The sequence below is a fragment of the Variovorax sp. P4_D9 genome, assembly GCF_056401695.1.
On the sequence record NZ_JBFUIU010000113.1, the window covers coordinates 1 to 17,025 of the forward strand.

19 protein-coding genes and 1 pseudogene are annotated in these 17,025 nt (G+C 68.3%); 10 read left to right on the plus strand and 10 right to left on the minus strand.

Going from position 1 to position 17,025, the window contains the following annotated elements; genetic code table 11:
- The 6 genes from AC1DY5_RS14800 to accD all read left to right on the plus strand — a co-directional run.
- Positions 1–1,391, plus strand: a 1,391-nt coding sequence (locus tag AC1DY5_RS14800) for a FimV/HubP family polar landmark protein (RefSeq protein WP_478112414.1), incomplete at its 5' end; no start/stop codon positions are given.
- A gap of 26 nt (positions 1,392–1,417) precedes the next feature.
- Positions 1,418–2,230: a tRNA pseudouridine(38-40) synthase TruA gene (gene truA / locus AC1DY5_RS14805; protein WP_478112415.1), complete on the plus strand. Its 813-nt coding sequence runs from the start codon at positions 1,418–1,420 to the stop codon at positions 2,228–2,230.
- A complete protein-coding gene (locus tag AC1DY5_RS14810) occupies positions 2,227–2,919 on the plus strand; it encodes a phosphoribosylanthranilate isomerase (protein ID WP_478112417.1) in 693 nt (230 codons plus the stop codon). The genes truA and AC1DY5_RS14810 overlap by 4 nt, the downstream gene beginning before the upstream one ends.
- Before the next feature lie 48 nt (positions 2,920–2,967).
- The gene (gene trpB, locus AC1DY5_RS14815) at positions 2,968–4,242 is read left to right on the plus strand and encodes a tryptophan synthase subunit beta (RefSeq protein WP_478112419.1); all 1,275 of its coding nucleotides are present in this window, start codon (positions 2,968–2,970) and stop codon (positions 4,240–4,242) included.
- A complete protein-coding gene (trpA, locus tag AC1DY5_RS14820) occupies positions 4,242–5,087 on the plus strand; it encodes a tryptophan synthase subunit alpha (RefSeq protein WP_478112421.1) in 846 nt (281 codons plus the stop codon). The genes trpB and trpA overlap by 1 nt, the downstream gene beginning before the upstream one ends.
- A 22-nt stretch (positions 5,088–5,109) precedes the next feature.
- Entirely contained in the window at positions 5,110–5,982 is an 873-nt protein-coding gene (gene accD, locus AC1DY5_RS14825) for an acetyl-CoA carboxylase, carboxyltransferase subunit beta (protein WP_478112423.1), read from the plus strand.
- Positions 5,983–5,994: 12 nt separating this feature from the next.
- Here the strand turns inward: accD and AC1DY5_RS14830 are convergent, their stop codons facing one another.
- Positions 5,995–6,552, minus strand: coding sequence for a YggT family protein (locus AC1DY5_RS14830; protein WP_478112424.1), 558 nt, complete (start codon positions 6,550–6,552; stop codon positions 5,995–5,997).
- A gap of 49 nt (positions 6,553–6,601) precedes the next feature.
- Between AC1DY5_RS14830 and AC1DY5_RS14835 the strand changes: the two genes are divergently transcribed.
- The 4 genes from AC1DY5_RS14835 to AC1DY5_RS14850 are packed head-to-tail and all read left to right on the plus strand — an operon-like array spanning position 6,602 to position 10,666.
- The gene (locus AC1DY5_RS14835; protein WP_478112426.1) at positions 6,602–7,249 is read left to right on the plus strand and encodes an LON peptidase substrate-binding domain-containing protein; all 648 of its coding nucleotides are present in this window, start codon (positions 6,602–6,604) and stop codon (positions 7,247–7,249) included.
- A gap of 59 nt (positions 7,250–7,308) precedes the next feature.
- Positions 7,309–8,871: a lysine--tRNA ligase gene (lysS, locus tag AC1DY5_RS14840; protein WP_478112428.1), complete on the plus strand. Its 1,563-nt coding sequence runs from the start codon at positions 7,309–7,311 to the stop codon at positions 8,869–8,871.
- Positions 8,865–10,154 carry an Hsp70 family protein gene (locus AC1DY5_RS14845; protein WP_478112439.1) on the plus strand — a complete coding sequence of 430 codons (1,290 nt, stop codon included), beginning with the start codon at positions 8,865–8,867 and terminating at the stop codon, positions 10,152–10,154. Before lysS ends, AC1DY5_RS14845 begins: the two co-directional genes overlap by 7 nt.
- A complete protein-coding gene (locus AC1DY5_RS14850; protein WP_478112429.1) occupies positions 10,151–10,666 on the plus strand; it encodes a YgjP-like metallopeptidase domain-containing protein in 516 nt (171 codons plus the stop codon). The genes AC1DY5_RS14845 and AC1DY5_RS14850 overlap by 4 nt, the downstream gene beginning before the upstream one ends.
- A 3-nt stretch (positions 10,667–10,669) precedes the next feature.
- Here the strand turns inward: AC1DY5_RS14850 and nagZ are convergent, their stop codons facing one another.
- The 9 genes and pseudogenes from nagZ to AC1DY5_RS14895 all read right to left on the minus strand — a co-directional run.
- Positions 10,670–11,743: a beta-N-acetylhexosaminidase gene (gene nagZ, locus AC1DY5_RS14855; protein ID WP_478112431.1), complete on the minus strand. Its 1,074-nt coding sequence runs from the start codon at positions 11,741–11,743 to the stop codon at positions 10,670–10,672.
- Positions 11,740–12,135 carry a holo-ACP synthase gene (gene acpS, locus AC1DY5_RS14860; protein ID WP_478112432.1) on the minus strand — a complete coding sequence of 132 codons (396 nt, stop codon included), beginning with the start codon at positions 12,133–12,135 and terminating at the stop codon, positions 11,740–11,742. The genes nagZ and acpS overlap by 4 nt, the downstream gene beginning before the upstream one ends.
- 13 nt (positions 12,136–12,148) lie before the next feature.
- Positions 12,149–12,892, minus strand: coding sequence for a pyridoxine 5'-phosphate synthase (locus AC1DY5_RS14865; protein ID WP_478112433.1), 744 nt, complete (start codon positions 12,890–12,892; stop codon positions 12,149–12,151).
- Between the two features lie 8 nt (positions 12,893–12,900).
- Positions 12,901–13,659 (minus strand): DNA repair protein RecO, encoded by a 759-nt coding sequence (gene recO / locus AC1DY5_RS14870; protein WP_478112434.1) that lies wholly within the window; start codon positions 13,657–13,659, stop codon positions 12,901–12,903.
- Positions 13,660–14,613, minus strand: coding sequence for a GTPase Era (gene era, locus AC1DY5_RS14875; RefSeq protein ID WP_478112435.1), 954 nt, complete (start codon positions 14,611–14,613; stop codon positions 13,660–13,662).
- Positions 14,610–15,308, minus strand: a complete 699-nt coding sequence (gene rnc / locus AC1DY5_RS14880) for a ribonuclease III (RefSeq protein WP_478112436.1) — start codon at positions 15,306–15,308, stop codon at positions 14,610–14,612. The genes era and rnc overlap by 4 nt, the downstream gene beginning before the upstream one ends.
- A gap of 10 nt (positions 15,309–15,318) precedes the next feature.
- Positions 15,319–15,675 carry a DUF4845 domain-containing protein gene (locus AC1DY5_RS14885; protein ID WP_478112437.1) on the minus strand — a complete coding sequence of 119 codons (357 nt, stop codon included), beginning with the start codon at positions 15,673–15,675 and terminating at the stop codon, positions 15,319–15,321.
- Between the two features lie 31 nt (positions 15,676–15,706).
- Entirely contained in the window at positions 15,707–16,678 is a 972-nt protein-coding gene (lepB, locus tag AC1DY5_RS14890) for a signal peptidase I (protein ID WP_478112438.1), read from the minus strand.
- Between the two features lie 2 nt (positions 16,679–16,680).
- Positions 16,681–17,025 (minus strand): annotated as a pseudogene (locus AC1DY5_RS14895) (elongation factor 4); the annotation flags it as partial.

Genomic DNA, 17,025 nt, shown 5'->3' on the forward strand with positions numbered 1-17,025 from the left:
CGCCTGCCCCTGTGGCCGCCCCGGCCGTCCCCGTCGCCTCTTCCGCCGCCCCGGCCGTGGCTGCCGCTGCCTCCGCCCCGGCCGCCGCACCCGCGGTGATCGCGCCCGCAGTTGCCGCCAAGCCGGTCGCCAAGGCGCCGCCCCCACCGCCGCCGGCACAGCAGAGCTTCTTCTCCGAACTGCTCGACAACCCGCTGATGGCCGGCGCCGCCGCGCTGATCGCCCTGCTGATCGGCGTCCTGCTCTACCGCGTTCTCGGCCGCAAGCGCCGCGATGCCGGCGACAGCGTGTTCATCGAAAGCCGGATCCCCAAGGACTCCTTCTTCGGCGCCAGCGGCGGCGAGTCGGTCGACACCAAAAACCGCGGCAACTCCGTGGTGTCGTCGCTGTCGTACTCGCCGAGTCAACTGGATACCGGCGACGTCGACCCGGTGGCCGAGGCCGACGTCTACCTGGCCTACGGCCGCGACCTCCAGGCCGAGGAAATCCTGCGCGAAGCCCTGCGGGTCAATCCGGAACGCACCGCGATCCATCTCAAGCTGCTCGAGATCCACGCCAAGCGCCGCGACCTGCGCGCCTACGAAGCGCTCGCGGCCGATGTCCACAAGCTGACCGGCGGCTCCGGCAACGAATGGAACCGCGTGGTCGAGTTGGGCAAGGAGCTCGATCCGGGCAATCCGCTCTACGAGAGCGGCAGCCGCGGCGGTGTGTCCGCCGCCGAAGCAGCCGCCTTCGCCGGCACCCTCGCCGCCGCCAGCGCCCCTGTGCCGCTCGCACCGATCCCCGCGCCCGTGGCGGAAGCTCCGCCGCCGGCCTTCGTGCCGTCGGTGGCGCCGCTGGACTTCGATCTCGAACTGAACCCGTCGCCGGCAGCGACCGCCCCGGCGACGGTCACGGCCAGCCTGCCGCCGGCAGCGGCGCCGAAGCCATTCCATGCGCCCSCCCCCGAGCTGCCGAGCATCGTCACCGCGCCGCTCAACGGCCACACGCCGACCCGCCAGATTCCCAGGCGCGTCGACCTCGAGAACGACTTCGATACCGCCCCTGCCGCCCTCGAGCCGCTCGGGCGTGAAGAGTCGCACGCCGACGAGGAGCGCACCCAGCCGGCACCCCTGCGCTCCAACCTGCCCGGCGATTCAGGCTTCATCGAATTCGACATGAGCTCGCTGGCCGGCCTGTCGAACCGCAACCCGTCCGACACTGAGCGCGGCCGCCTCGAGGCGATCGACGACAGCGGCGAAAACCCGCACGCGATCAAGCTTTCGCTGGCACGCGAACTGAAGGCGCTCGGCGACGTCGAAGGCGCCCGCTCGCTGGTCGAGGAAGTAGCCGCCGAAAGCGCTGGCGAAATCAAGGCCGAAGCCAAGCAACTGCTCGGCCAGCTGCGCTGAGTGGCCATGCGGCCGCCGATTCTGCCGTGAGGCTGGCCCTCGGCATCCGCTACAACGGACAGGCCTACCAGGGCTGGCAAAGCCAGCTCTCGGGCCGCACGGTGCAGGACAAGCTCGAGGCGGCGCTGAGCCAGTTCGCCGCCCAGCCGATCTCGACCCTGTGCGCCGGCCGCACCGACACCGGCGTCCACGGCCTGATGCAGGTGGTGCACTTCGACACGCCTGTCGAGCGCCTGCCCATCTCCTGGGTCCGCGGCACCAACCGCTTCCTGCCGCCCGACATCGCGGTGCAGTGGGCGCAGCCGGTGCTCGACCAATTCCACTGCCGGGCCAGCGCGCTGACCCGCCGCTACCTCTACGTGCTGTCGCAGTCGCCGGTGCGCCCGAGCCTCGATGCGGGCCGGGTCGGCTGGTCGATGCATGCGCTCGACGGCGATTCGATGCGCGCCGCCGCCGCCGTGCTAGTGGGGCAGCACGACTTCAGTTCCTTCCGCGCCTCGGCCTGCCAGGCCCGCTCGCCGGTCAAGGACCTGCGCCGCATCGAGATCACGCGCCACGGCGAGGGCGAGCGCTGCCGCTGGCATTTCGAGTTCGAGGCCGACGCCTTCCTGCACCACATGATCCGCAACATCATGGGCTGCCTGGTGCGCATCGGCCACGGCGACGCGCCGCCCGAATGGATGGCCGAGGTGCTGGCCGCGCGCAGCCGGGTGGTGGCGGCCCCCACCTTCTCGCCGGCCGGCCTCTACTTCCTGGGCCCCCTCTACGACGCCGGCTGGGGCCTGCCGCCCGAGGCGACGCTGCAGGCCGTGCGTGCTGCGTATGATGGCCCGCCATGACAGATCCCGTCGCCCCCCCACCCCACCGGACCCGCATCAAGATCTGCGGCCTGACGCGTGAGGCCGACGTCGACGCCGCGGTCGAGGCCGGCGCCGACGCGGTCGGCTTCGTGCTCTATCCCGCCAGCCCGCGTGCCGTGACGGCCGAGCGCGCCTCCGCACTGGCCGGGCGCCTGCCGCCCTTCATGACCCCGGTGCTGCTGCTCGTCAACGAAAGCGTGGCCGCCACCCTGGCCGCACTGGCCAAAGTGCCCGGCGCCCTGGCCCAGTTCCACGGCGACGAGACGCCCGAACAGTGCTGGGAAGCCAGCGGCCGAGGCGCCCACCGTTACATGCGGGCGGCTCGCATACCGCTCGGCGCCGCCGGGGCTTCCTTCGACCTCGTAAAATACGCGTCCGATTACTCCCGCGCCCACGCCATCCTGCTCGACGCCCATGTCGAGGCCTATGGCGGAGGCGGCAAGGCATTCGATTGGTCACTTCTTCCACCCGCCGTCGACGCTCACCTCGTCTTGAGTGGTGGGCTCGCACCTGCAAACGTGGGCGATGGCATTCGTCAACTGCGGACGCGCTGCAAGTCGCTGTCCGTTGACGTGAGTTCGGGCGTCGAGGCCGCCAAGGGCCTGAAGGACGCCGCGAAGATCCGCGAATTCGTGGCCGCCGTCCGGGCGGCCGATGCCCTTCCCTAGCTGGCGCGCCGCCTCGATCCGCGGGCGCCGGCCCAACGAATCGAGACCATGGACACCTACCAGCAACCCGACGCCAGCGGCCATTTCGGCATCTACGGCGGCACTTTCGCGAGCGAGACGCTGACCCACGCGATCAGCGAACTGCGCGATGCCTACGCCCGCTACAAGGACGACCCCGAGTTCCTCGCCGAATTCCACTACGAGCTGGCCCATTTCGTGGGCCGCCCGTCGCCGATCTACCACGCGGCACGCACCAGCCGCGAGATCGGCGGGGCCCAGATCTACCTCAAGCGCGAGGACCTGAACCACACCGGCGCCCACAAGGTCAACAACACCATCGGCCAGGCCATGCTCGCCAAGCGCATGGGCAAGCCGCGCGTGATCGCCGAGACCGGCGCCGGCCAGCACGGCGTCGCCACCGCCACCATCTGCGCCCGCTACGGGCTCGAATGCGTGGTCTACATGGGCAGCCAGGACGTCAAGCGCCAGAGCCCGAATGTCTACCGCATGAACCTGCTTGGTGCCACCGTGGTGCCGGTCGAATCGGGCAGCAAGACCCTGAAGGACGCGCTCAACGAGGCGATGCGCGACTGGGTCACCAACGTCGAGAACACCTTCTACATCATCGGTACCGTGGCCGGCCCGCATCCCTACCCGATGATGGTGCGCGACTTCCAGAGCGTGATCGGCACCGAGTGCATCGCGCAGATGCCGGCGATGCTGGCGGCGCAAGGCATCATCGGCGAGGCCGAAGGCCGCCAGCCCGACGTGGTGGTCGCCTGCGTGGGCGGCGGCAGCAACGCGATGGGCATCTTCCACCCGTACATCCCGTTCGAGCGCACGCGCCTGATCGGCGTCGAGGCCGCGGGCCAAGGCCTGGACAGCGGCAAGCATTCGGCCTCGATCCTGCGCGGCAGCCCGGGCGTGCTGCACGGCAACCGCACCTACCTGCTGCAGAACGACGATGGCCAGGTCACCGAGACCCACAGCATCAGCGCCGGCCTGGACTATCCGGGCGTCGGCCCCGAGCACGCCTACCTGGCCGACATCGGCCGCGCCGAGTACGTCGGCATCACCGACACCGAGGCGCTCGAGGCCTTCCACTACCTGTGCCGGACCGAAGGCATCATCCCGGCGCTCGAGTCGAGCCATGCCTTCGCCTATGCGATGAAGCTGGCGAAGACGATGCGGCCGGACCAGTCGATCCTGGTCAACCTCTCGGGCCGCGGCGACAAGGACATCGGCACGGTGGCCGACCTCTCGGGCGTCGATTTCTACGACCGGCCGTCGATGCGCGGCCTCCAGGTGAAGGGAGGCAAGTGATGAGCCGCATTGCCGCCACCTTCGAAGCCTTGCAGAAGCAAGGACGCAAGGCCCTCATCCCCTACGTCACGGCCGGCTTCCCCTACGCCGACATCACGCCTGCGCTGATGCACGGCATGGTCGCGGCCGGCGCCGACGTGATCGAGCTCGGCGTGCCGTTTTCCGACCCGATGGCCGACGGCCCGGTGATCCAGCAGGCCGGCGAAGCCGCACTGGCGCTCGGCATCGGCATGAAGCAGGTGCTGGCCATGGTGGCCGCCTTCCGCGAGCAGGACAAGGCCACGCCCGTGGTGCTGATGGGCTACGCCAACCCGGTCGAGCGCTATGACGGCGTGCACGGCAAGGGCGCCTTCATCCGCGACGCCGCGGCCGCCGGCGTCGACGGCCTGCTGGTGGTCGACTACCCACCCGAGGAATGCGAGGACTTCGCCGCCGGCCTGCAGGCCCACGGCATCGACCTGATCTTCCTGCTGGCGCCGACCAGCACAGACGAGCGCATGGCCCAGGTCGGCCGCATCGCCACCGGCTACGTCTATTACGTGTCGCTGAAGGGCGTGACCGGCGCCGGCCACCTCGACACTGACGCGGTCGGCCGCATGCTCCCGCGCATCCGCAAGCACGTGAAAGTGCCGGTGGGCGTGGGTTTCGGCATCCGCGATGCCCGCACCGCCCAGGCGGTCGGCGCGGCCGCCGACGCAGTCGTGATCGGCACCCGCATCATCCAGCTGATCGACGGCCAGCCGCGCGACGCGGTGGTGCCGCTGGTCGGCGAATTCCTGGCCGAGATCCGCCGGGCGCTCGATGCCCTGCCCGCCGCTGCGCCCCGGGCCGCGGCTGGCGGATAATCCACGCCACACAAGGAGCACCATGAGCTGGCTTGAAAAACTGCTTCCCCCCAAGATCACGCCGACCGACCCGAGCGAGCGGCGCCAGATGCCCGAGGGCCTCTGGATCAAGTGCCCGAGCTGCGAGACCGTGCTCTACAAGACCGACCTGGAGCACAACCAGAACGTCTGCCCGAGCTGCGGCCACCACCACCGCATCGGCGCCCGGGCGCGGCTCGACGGCTTTCTCGACTCCGAAGGCCGCTACGAGATCGGCCAGGAGGTGCTGCCGGTCGACGCCCTGAAGTTCAAGGACAGTCGCAAGTACCCCGAGCGGCTCAAGGAAGCGCTCGAGAACACTGGCGAGACCGACGCCATGGTGGTGATCGGCGGCTCGGTGCACAGCATCAACGTGGTCGTCGCCTGCTTCGAGTTCGACTTCATGGGCGGCAGCATGGGCAGCGTGGTTGGCGAACGCTTCGTGCGCGGCGTCGAAACCGCGATCGAGCAGAAGGTGCCCTTCATCTGCTTCACCGCCACCGGCGGTGCGCGGATGCAGGAAGGCCTGCTGTCGCTGATGCAGATGGCCAAGACCAACGCGGCGTTGACCCGCCTGGCAAAGAAAGGCCTGCCCTACATCAGCGTGCTGACCGACCCCACGATGGGTGGTGTGAGCGCCGGCTTTGCCTTCGTCGGCGACGTGGTGATTGCCGAGCCCAAGGCGCTGATCGGCTTCGYCGGCCCGCGCGTGATCGAATCGACCGTGCGCGTGACCCTGCCCGAAGGCTTCCAGCGCGCCGAGTTCCTGCAGACCAAGGGCGCAATCGACTTCATCTGCGACCGGCGCGAGCTGCGCAAGACCATTGCCAGCACGCTGGCGATGCTGCTGCGGCAACCCGCCGACGCGGTGGACTAGGCGCGGGCGCCTTCACCCCAGGGTGAAGGCCGCCTGCATCAGGTTGCCCAGAATGATGGCTACCACCTGCAGCAGAACGATCGCGGCCAGCACCGACAGGTCGACGCCGCCGACCAGCGGGATGAAGCGGCGCAGCGGCCGCACCAGCGGTTCGGCCAGGCGCGCGATCAGGTCGTGCAGCATCGACGACGCGCTCGGCACCCAGGACAGCACGGCATAAACGATCAGCAGCGCGGTCAGCCCCGACACCGCGAGTTGCAGCAGTCCGACCAGCGACACGAGCGGCAAGGCGGCCCAGCGCACGGCGCCGCCGATCAGCAGCCACAGCAGCACGAACTTCGCCAGCACCAGCAGCCAGGCCGCCACCGCACTGGCCAGGTCCCAGCGCTTGACCGACGGAATGACGCGGCGCAGCGGCAGCACGATCCAGTCGCTGACCGCGAACACGAAGCGCCCCAGCGGATTGCCGAAGGGCACCCGGTGGTATTGCAYGTACAGACGCAGCAGACAAGCGCCGCCCAGGAGGCCGACGATCACGTCGAGCAGGAACGAGGGGATCTGATAGAACATGGCGCGTGGTCGTGAAGGAATGCGATGATAGCCACGCCAAGGTTCATCGATGACGACCCAACCCCTTCTGCGCTCCCTTCCTTTGTTCCCGCTGGGCACGGTGCTGTTTCCCGATGGCCTACTGCCGCTTCGGATTTTCGAGGTCCGTTACCTCGACATGATCGGGCGCTGCCACAAGAACGGCGCGCCCTTCGGGGTCGTCAGCCTGACCCAGGGCAGCGAGGTTCGCCGCGCCGGCGCCGAAGCCGAGACCTTCGCGGAGGTCGGCACGCTGGCCGTGATCCGCGAGTTCGATGCACCGCAGGCCGGCCTGCTGCAGATCGAATGCGTGGGCACGCAGCGTTTCAGGCTGCGTTCGAGCGAGTTGCAGAAGCATGGCCTCTGGACCGCCGAGGTCGAAGCCATCGCCGACGACATGCCGCTGGCCCTGCCCGAAGACCTGAAGCACACCGCCGACGCGCTGCGGCGCCTTGTCGACACCCTCGAGGAGCGGCGCCGCATGGAAGGCGACGACAGCGTCCGGCTGCCAATCGGCGAACCGCGCCGCTTCGAGGATTGCGGCTGGGTCGCGAACCGCTGGTGCGAGCTGCTGCCGATGCCGACCGAGCTCAAGCAGCGCCTGATGGCGCTCGACAGCCCGCTGATGCGTCTGGAACTGGTCAGCGACCTTCTGGCCCGGGCCGGCATCGCGAAGTAGCGCCGCCGGCTAAAATGGCAGGTTGCGCGCGTTTTTGCCGCGCACCCACTCCAGCGCCCATGTCCGACCACCTGACCCCTTCCGTTCCCGCACCCGCCGCGGCCCCTGCATCGACGCCGGCCGTCGATGACAACCAGCTGATCGCCGAACGGCGCGAGAAGCTCAAGGCGCTGCGCGCCGGCCAGGCCGAGGGCAAGGGTGTCGCGTTCCCGAACGACTTCAAGCCGGGTCACCGCGCCGCCGCCCTGCTCGCCGCTCACGGCGAGACCGAACCCGAGGCGCTCGAGGCGGCCGCGATCCCGGTCAGCGTGGCCGGCCGGATGATGCTCAAGCGCGTGATGGGCAAGGCCAGCTTCGCGACCCTGCAGGATGCCACCGGCCGGATTCAGCTCTACGTCCAGCGCGAAGCCATCGGCGACGAGGCTTACGCCGAATTCAAGCACTGGGACCTCGGCGACATCGTCGGTGCCGAGGGCACGGTCTTCAAGACCAAGACCGGCGAGCTGTCGGTCAAGGTCACGAAGCTGCGCCTGCTGACCAAGAGCCTGCGGCCGCTGCCCGACAAGTTCCACGGCATGGCCGACCAGGAGCAGAAGTACCGCCAGCGCTATGTCGACCTGATCACCGACGCTGCCGCGCGCGACCGCTTCACGGCGCGCAGCCGCGCAGTCAGCGCGCTGCGCGAATTCATGGTGGCCAACGACTTCCTCGAGGTCGAGACGCCGATGCTGCATCCGATCCCGGGCGGYGCCAACGCCAAGCCCTTCAAGACGCACCACAACGCGCTCGACCAGGAGATGTTCCTGCGCATCGCGCCCGAGCTTTACCTGAAGCGGCTGATCGTCGGCGGTTTCGAGCGCGTGTTCGAGATCAACCGCAGCTACCGCAACGAAGGCATCTCGGTCCGGCACAACCCGGAGTTCACGATGATGGAGTTCTACGCGGCCTACTGGAACTATCGCGACCTGATGGACTTCACCGAGACGCTGATCCGCACCATCGCCGACAAGGCGGTCGGCAGCCAGCAGCTCGAGTACCAGGGCAAGCCGGTCGACCTCGCCCAGCCCTTCGAGCGGCTCACGATCCGCGAGGCGATCCTCAAGTACTCCGATGCCGGCAGCAACATCGACGATGCCGCCTGGCTCATCAATGCTCTGCGCAAGATCGGCCTCAGCGAGGAAAAGGACAAGCTGTCGCAGCGCAGCCTGGCCAGCCTGCAGGTCATGTACTTCGAGGAAACCGTCGAAGAGAAGCTCTGGCAGCCGACCTTCATCATGGAGCACCCGACCGAGATCTCGCCGCTGGCGCGCGCCAACGACGAGCGCCCCGAGGTCACCGAGCGCTTCGAGCTCTACATCACGGGCCGCGAGTTCGGCAACGGCTTCAGCGAGCTCAACGACGCTGAGGACCAGGCCGCGCGCTTCAACGCCCAGGTCGCGGCCAAGGACAGCGGCGACGACGAAGCGATGTTCTACGACCACGATTTCGTGCGTGCGCTCGAATACGGCATGCCGCCCACCGGCGGCTGCGGCATCGGCATCGACCGCCTGATGATGCTGCTGACCGACTCGCCGAGCATCCGCGACGTGATCCTGTTCCCGGCCCTGCGCCGCGAATCTTGAGCCAGCGCGCAGCATCGATCGGGATCGACTTCGGCACGTCGAATTCCGCCGCCGCCTTCGTCGGCGAGGACGGGCTCGCGCGCCCCTTGCTGCTCGAAGGCTCGGCGATCGCGATCCCGACCGCGATCTTCTTCAATTCCGAAGACCGCAGCACGCATTTCGGCCGCGAGGCGATGGCGCTCTACCTGGCCGGCACCGAAGGCCGCCTGATGCGATCGCTCAAGAGCATCCTGGGCAGCGCGCTGATGCAGGAGCCGACCGAGATCGACAACCAGCTGGTCAGCTTCGAGGACATCATCACGCTGTTCCTCGCCGAGCTGGGCAGCCGGGCGCGCAAGCAGCTCGGCGCCCCGCCCGGTCGGGTCGTGATCGGCCGCCCGATCCGCTTCGTCGACGACGACGACAAGCGCGATGCGCTGGCCGAAGCCTCGCTGCGCCAGGCGGCCGAGAACGCCGGGCTCGGCGAAGTCACGTTCCAGTACGAGCCGATCGCCGCCGCCTTCGACTTCGAGCGCCGCGTGAGCCGCGAATCGCTGGTGCTGATCGTCGACATCGGCGGCGGCACCTCCGACTTCACGGTGGTGCGGCTCGGCCCCGAGCGCATGCGCCACCCCGACCGCGCCAGCGACGTGCTGGCGACCACCGGCATCCACATCGGCGGCACCGACTACGACCAGCGGCTGAGCCTGGCCTGCGCGATGCCGCACCTGGGCTTCCGCCATCACGGGCCGCAGGGCCGCGAGGTGCCGAGCCGGACCTTCTTCGACCTCTCGACCTGGCACCTGATCAACTGGCTGCAGACGCCGAAGTCGATCCGCCAGGTGCAGGAACTGCGCAGCAGCTACCTCGACACGCGGCTGCACGACCGGCTCATGAGCGTCCTCGTGAATCGCGAAGGACACCGCGTCGCGAGCGAGGTCGAGGAGGCCAAGATCCGGAGTTCGATGACCGCCGACGAGGTGGCGATCGATCTGTCATGCGCCGAGCCGGGTTTGACAGCCGCGCTGACCGCCGCCGCCATGGCGCAGCACCTCGCCGCGCTGCTCGACAGCGTGGTCGGCTGCGCCCGCGAGTGCGTGCAGCGCGCGGGTCTGCAATCCAGCGACCTCGACGCCATTTACCTGACCGGCGGGTCGTCGGCCCTGCGGCCGTTCCAGAGCGCCCTGCGCGACGCCTTCCCGGGGGTYGACGTGGTGGAAGGCGACCTGTTCGGCGGCGTGGCTGCCGGCCTGGCTTACGCCGCTTCGGCCGCCGCGAACGCACGAAGCCCGCAGCCCGCATGAAATACCTCGCCGCGTACCCCGCGGCGCTGCGCGCCCAGGTCGAGTATCTGATCACCGAAGGCCGGCTCGGCGATTGGCTGCAAAAGCGCTACCGCGCCCCGCACGACATCCGCACCGACCGCGCGCTGTACGACTACGCGAGCCATCTCAAGAGCGAGTTCCTGCGCAATGCCGAGCCKCTGTCCAAGGTGGCGTTCGACAACAAGCTGCACGTGATCCGCAACGCCCTCGGCACCCACACCACGGTGTCGCGGGTGCAGGGCGGCAAGCTCAAGGCCAAGCGCGAGATCCGCGTGGCGAGCCTGTTCAAGGAAGTGCCGATCGAGTGGCTGCGGATGATCGTCGTGCACGAACTCGCGCACATGAAGGAGCGCGAGCACGACAAGGCCTTCTACAAGCTGTGCACGCACATGGAACCCGACTACCACCAGCACGAGTTCGACCTGCGGCTGTACCTGACGCACTTAGACGCCGGCGGCGAACGGCTGTGGACGCCGTCCCAGGCCGTTTGACAGCTACGCGCGCGGCAGCATGGCCAGCGACTGGCGGTAGGCGGATGACGCGATGAGCGCATCCCAGGCGAGCGCGTCGCCACGCGGCATCAGGCTGCGCCGGCGCCGCTCGCTGGCCGCGTTCGGCGTCCAGCGCCCGCCCTGCTGCACCTCGGCAAAGCCGTCGAGCAACTGGTCGAGCGCAGCGCCCTCCCCCAGGCTCTGGTTGCAGAGCAGCGCCAGGTCGCAGCCCGCATCGAGCGCGGCCAGCGCCGCGTCGGTGTAGCTCATCAGCCGACCGTCGATACGGCGCGCCGCCTCCATGCTGAGGTCGTCGCTGAACACCGCGCCATCGAAGCCGAGTTGGCCGCGCAGGATCTGCTGCAGCCACTTCGACGAGAAGCCGGCCGGGCGGGCATCGACCTTCGGGTAGATCACGTGCGCCGGCATCACGGCCGCCAGGGTGCCGACGAGCCAGTTGTAGGGCCGCGCGTCATCGGCCAGGATCGCCTTGAGGCTGCGCCGGTCGACCGGCATCGCCACATGCGAATCGGCCTTGACGAAGCCGTGCCCCGGAAAATGCTTGCCGCAGTTGGCCATGCCGGCCTGCAGCAGCCCGTGCATCACGCTGCGCGCCAGCAGCGCCACCACGCGCGGGTCGCGGTGCAAGCTGCGGTCGCCGATGATGCTGCTTTCGCCGTAGTCCAGGTCGAGCACCGGCGCAAAGCTGAAATCGACGCCGCAGGCCCGCAGCTCGCTGCCCAGCACATGGCCGCAGGCGACGGCCGCCTGCGTGGCGCGCAGCGGCTCGCGCATCCACAGCGCGCCCAGCGTGCGCATCGACGGCAGGCGGGTGAAGCCGTCGGTCCGGAAGCGCTGCACCCGGCCACCCTCGTGGTCGACGCAGATCAGGACGTCGGGCCGGATCGCCTTGATCTCGGCATTCAGCGCGCTCATCTGCGCCCGGTCCTTCCAATTGCGCGCGAAGTGGATCACCCCGCCCACCCGGGGGTCGGCCAGCCGCCGGCGGTCGGCCGCATTCAGTTCGGTCCCCGCCACATCGATGATCAAGGGCGCGTGCAAGGTCTTGTCGGTCATTCTTTGCGTTCGACCACGACGAAGCTCGCCGCGTAGTCGGTCTCGTCGGTCACTGTCACGTGGGCCCGCAGGCCCTCGGCCTCGAACCAATCCTTCAGGCCGCCGTGCAGCACGATCACGGGCTTGCCGCTTTTCTCGTTGACGATCTCGCACAGCCGCCAGCTCATCGGCATCCGCATGCCCATGCCGACCGCCTTGCTGAAGGCCTCCTTGGCCGAGAAACGCGTGGCCAGGTAGCGCAAGCCGCGTTTCGGCCAGCGCGCGCTGCGGGCCTGCCAGACCGCGAATTCGGCATCGCTCAGCACCTTCTGCGCGAAGCGCTCGCCCTGGCGCTCGAAGGTGGCGGCGATGCGCCGGATGTCGCAGATGTCGGTGCCGATGCCGTAGATCACGCGCAAGCCGTCCTTAACGCGCTTCTTCGATGCGGCGCAGGTATTCGCGCGTCGTCGCGGCGTAGCCGAGTTCCAGCGCATCGGAGACGAAGGCGTGGCCGATCGAGACCTCGCGGACACCCGGCACGGCGCGCAGGAACTCGGTCAGGTTGTCACGACTCAGGTCGTGGCCGGCGTTGACCTCGAGGCCGGCCGCCTGGGCGGCGCGCGCCGTTTCGGCGTACAGCTGCAGCACCGCGTCGGCCTTGGAGGTGCCGCGCGAGGCAGCATAGCCCTCGGTGTAGAGCTCCACGCGATCGGCGCCGACCGCCTTGGCGGCCGTCATCATCTCGGGCGCCGGGTCCATGAAGAGGCTCACGCGCACCCCCAGCGCCCGGGTCTCGGCGATCAGCGGCTGCAGCCGCTCGGCGTCCTCGGGAAAGCTCCAGCCGTGGTCGCTGGTGGATTGGGTCTGGCTGTCGGGCACGAAGGTCGCCTGGTGCGGCCGCAGCTCGCGCACGAATTCCATCAAGTTGTGGAACGGATTGCCCTCGATATTGAACTCGGCCGCCGGCCAGTCCTTGTGCAGCAGGCCCGACAGGTCGCGCACGTCATGCGGCCGGATGTGGCGCTCGTCGGGCCGCGGGTGCACAGTGATGCCATGCGCGCCGGCGTCCAGGCACAGCGCCGCCGCGAACAGCACGCTCGGGATGCCGAGCGCGCGCGTGTTGCGCACCAGCGCGACCTTGTTGAGATTGACAGACAGGGCAGTGGACATGGGGGTGCTCATAGGGCTTGCAGATCTCGCATCATCTGCCGCGTACGCAGCGTCGTGACACCGCAATGGTAGTTGAGCAGGACCCGCAGCTGGGTCCGCAATGCGCCGTTGAAGCCGGCGCAGACCCTGAGCGTCGAGGCGAAAGGCGCCGCGTCGTCGAGCGCCGCCTGCAGGGCCAGCCATTCGGACCCGGTCAGGGCAGGTTCGGCGTCCTCGGCCGGGCGCAGGCCGGCCTCGGGCACCAGCGCGAAGCGCCCGGCCGGCGTCAACGGCGCCAGGGTGGAGGTCTGGGCCGCCAGCGAGGGCAGCAGCCCGACCTCGCGCAGCAGCAGCAGCTCGAAGGCCCGCAGCCCAGCCGCCTGGGTGGCCGCCTGCGCACCCGCATGGTCGCCCGCCAGCACCTGCACCACCGCCGCATAGGCGTCGAACAGCGCCTCGTGCGGATCGTCGCGCGCCAGCAGGCGCAGCAGCAGTTCGTTGACGTAGTAGCCCGAGAGCAGCGCCTCGCCGGTCGGCATCACGTGGCCGCCCATCCATTCGGCGCCCTTGAGGGTCCGGATCTCGGCCTCGCCGGTGAAGTTCAGCTGCAGCGGCTGCAGCGGCAGCAGCACCGGGCGGAAGTTGGAGCTCGGGCGCTTGGCTCCCTTGGCCACCAGCGCGATCCGCCCCAGGTGCCGCGTGAACACCTCGAGGATCAGGCTGGTCTCGCTCCAGTCGTAGCGGTGGAGCACATAGGCCGGTTCATGCGAAACGCGCTTGACGGCCACTCATTCGTATCCGAAGGAGCGGACCCTGGCCTCGTCGTCCGCCCAGCCCGAGCGCACCTTGACCCACAGCTCGATGAACACCTTGGCGTCCATGAGCTTCTCGAGTTCCTGCCGGGTCTCCATGCCGATGCGCTTGATGCGCTCGCCCTTGTCGCCGATCACCATTGCCTTGTGGCCGTCGCGCTCGACCACGATCGTGGCGGCGATCTTGAGCAGCCGCTTGTGGCCCTTGCGCTGCGGCGGTTCCTCCTCGAACTTGTCGATCACCACCGTGGAGGTGTAGGGCAGCTCGTCGCCGGTCAGGCGGAACAGCTTCTCGCGCACCATCTCGCTGGCCAGGAACTGCTCGCTGCGATCGGTCAGCTCGTCCTCGGCGTACCACCAGTCCTGCTCGGGCAGGTACTTCTCGCAGATGCCGAACAGGCGCTCGATGTCCTTCGAGTTCTTGGCCGACATCGGCACGAACTCGGCGAAGGCATGCTTCTGCTGCATGGTCTGCAGCCAGGGCGCGATGTCGCCGCGGCGGTGCACGTTGTCCAGCTTGTTGGCGATCAGCAGGGTCGGGATGCCGCTGCCGAGCAGCTTCAGCACCCGCTCGTCGGCCGGCGTGAAGCTGCCGGCCTCGACCACGAACAGGATCAGGTCGACGTCGGACACGGCGCCGACCACGGTCTTGTTGAGCGAGCGGTTCAGCGCGTTGGCGTGCAGGGTCTGGAAGCCCGGCGTGTCGACGAAGACGAACTGGGTCGCGCCCAGCGTGCGCATGCCGGTGATGCGGTGCCGCGTGGTCTGCGCCTTGCGCGAAGTGATGCTGATCTTCTGCCCGACCAGGGCATTGAGCAGCGTCGACTTGCCCACGTTCGGCTTGCCGACGATGGCCACCAGGCCACAGCGGCGGGGGCCCTCAGCGCCGCCGGCGGTCGGAGGGGAGATGGGTTCGTTCGCTTCGATCATGAGCTTGCCTTTGCGCCTCGCGCCTTGAGCCGGATCAACATGGCCGCCGCGGCGGCCTGCTCACCGGCGCGGCGCGAGCCGCCGATGCCGCGTTCGCGCAGGCCCAGGTCGGCCACTTCGCATTCGACATCGAAAGTTTGCTTGTGTGCCGCCCCGAGCGTCCCGACGACGCGGTAGGCCGGCAGCTTCATTTTGTGACCCTGCAGCCATTCCTGCAATTCGGTCTTGGGGTCCTTGGACGCCGCTTCCATGCGCGGGCTGATCGCCACCGACTCGTAGAGCCGGTGCACCAGCGCCTGCGCCGCGCCGAAGCCGGCATCGAGGTAGACCGCGCCGATCACGGCTTCCAGCGCATCGGCCAGAATCGACGGCCGGTTCTGGCCGCCCGAGCGCGCCTCGCCCTCGCCCAGACGCAGCAGGGGGGACAGTGCCAGCTTGAGCGCCAGCTGATGCAGCGTGTCCTGCTTGACCAGGTTGGCGCGCACCCGCGACAGGTCGCCTTCGGGCAGGGTCGCCAGCCGCACGAAGAGCAGGTGCGAGACAGCGAGGTTCAGCACCGAATCGCCGAGAAACTCCAGCCGTTCGTTGTGATCCGCCGAAAAACTGCGGTGGGTCAGCGCCAGCTGCAGCAGCCGCGCATCGGCGAAGGAGTGCTGGAGGCGCGCCTGCAGCGCGACGAGGCCGCCGTCGGTCACGGAGCGAACGTCAACGGGACTGGCCCCGGTACTTCAGGAGCAGGTAGGCCGGGCCGAACAGATGGATTTCGCGGTCGTAGGCGAAGGACACGATCACCTTGTCGCCGTCCTTCTTGACCTCGAGGTCCTTGCCGCTGACCGACTGGAAGTCGTCGATGGCCTGGGCGCRGTCGAAGATCGCACGCACCTCGGGCACCGTCGAGCCTTCCTTGGCTTTGTTGGCCGCCTTGGTGATCGCCTGGTATTCGATCAGCGTCGGGATCACCTGCGCGACCACCACGCCGACACAGGCCAGCACGATCGCCACGAACAGCAACCCGATAAACGAGATGCCGCGCTGTTTGTGTCCTGTCTTCCTTGCTCTCATGCCCTCTTCCCCTCGATCTGAATCCGAATGCTTATTGGAATGTGCCGATGCGCTTGAGATTGCCGAAGTTCATCCACACCAGGAAGGCCTTGCCAACGATGTTCTGGTCCGGAACGAAGCCCCAGTAACGCGAATCGAGCGAGTTGTCGCGGTTGTCGCCCATCATGAAATAGTGGCCGGGCGGCACCTTGCACACCACGCCCTCGACACTGTAACGACAATTTTCCTGGTTCGGGAACGCCATGATCTCGGCTTCGGAAAGCCCGGCGCGGCGGTTGTCGTCGTTGAGCAGGCGGTGCTCCTTGCCGCCGAGATCCTCGTTGTACTGCTTGAGGTAGCGCATCGTCTCCTCGTCGAAATACTCGGGGATCGCCACCTTAGGGACCGGCTGGCCGTTGATCGTGAGTTGCTTGTTGAGGTAGGACACCTCGTCGCCCGGCACCCCGACCACGCGCTTGATGTAGTCCATGCTCGGCTTGGGCGGGTAGCGGAACACCATGACGTCACCGCGCGCCGGCGGCCGGCCCTCGGTGATGCGGGTGTTGCTGACCGGCAGCCGCAGGCCATAGACGAACTTGTTCACCAGGATCAGGTCGCCGGTGAGCAGCGTCGGCATCATCGAGCCCGACGGGATCTTGAAGGGCTCGAACAGGAAGGAGCGCAGCAGGAACACGGCCAGGATCACCGGGAACAGGCCGGCGGTCCAGTCCAGCCACCACGGCTGCATGACCAGGCGCTCGCGGGCCTTGGTGTCGACAGTGTCGACCTGCGTGATGCCCTGGCGCGCGAGTTCCTCGCGCCGCTGCGCCAGCGAGGCGTCGAGCGCCTCGGCCGCGCGCCGGCGCTTCGGCAGGAAATAGAAACGCTCGGCCAGCCAGTAGAGGCCGGTGACCACCGTGGCCAGGAACAGCAACAGCGCGAAGTTGCCTTCGACCGCGCCGAAATACCAGGCGCCGATGTAGCCGACGAACGCGGCGAGGATCAGGGAAGTGAGAAATGCCATCTTTAGTCTTCGACTTGCAGGATGGCGAGGAAGGCCTCTTGCGGGACCTCGACCGAGCCGATCTGCTTCATTCTTTTTTTGCCCGCCTTCTGCTTCTCGAGCAGCTTCTTCTTGCGGGTGATGTCGCCGCCGTAGCACTTGGCGAGCACGTTCTTGCGCAGCGCCTTGATTGTCTCACGCGCGATGATGTTGACCCCGATGGCGGCCTGGATCGCGACGTCGAACATCTGGCGCGAGATGATCTCGCGCATCTTCGAGACCACCGCCCGACCCCGGTATTGGCTCTGGCTGCGGTGGACGATGATCGACAGCGCGTCGACCTTCTCGCCGTTCAGCAGGATGTCGAC

Excerpts from the sequence above, each read along its gene's own strand:
- era (WP_478112435.1), bottom strand. The coding sequence starts at position 14,613 with ATGATCGAAGCGAACGAACCCATCTCCCCTCCGACCGCCGGCGGCGCT.
- lepB (WP_478112438.1), bottom strand. The coding sequence starts at position 16,678 with ATGGCATTTCTCACTTCCCTGATCCTCGCCGCGTTCGTCGGCTACATC.
- nagZ (WP_478112431.1), bottom strand. The coding sequence starts at position 11,743 with ATGACCGACAAGACCTTGCACGCGCCCTTGATCATCGATGTGGCGGGG.
- trpB (WP_478112419.1), top strand. The coding sequence starts at position 2,968 with ATGGACACCTACCAGCAACCCGACGCCAGCGGCCATTTCGGCATCTAC.
- AC1DY5_RS14810 (WP_478112417.1), top strand. The coding sequence starts at position 2,227 with ATGACAGATCCCGTCGCCCCCCCACCCCACCGGACCCGCATCAAGATC.
- AC1DY5_RS14835 (WP_478112426.1), top strand. The coding sequence starts at position 6,602 with ATGACGACCCAACCCCTTCTGCGCTCCCTTCCTTTGTTCCCGCTGGGC.
- AC1DY5_RS14865 (WP_478112433.1), bottom strand. The coding sequence starts at position 12,892 with ATGTCCACTGCCCTGTCTGTCAATCTCAACAAGGTCGCGCTGGTGCGC.
- trpA (WP_478112421.1), top strand. The coding sequence starts at position 4,242 with ATGAGCCGCATTGCCGCCACCTTCGAAGCCTTGCAGAAGCAAGGACGC.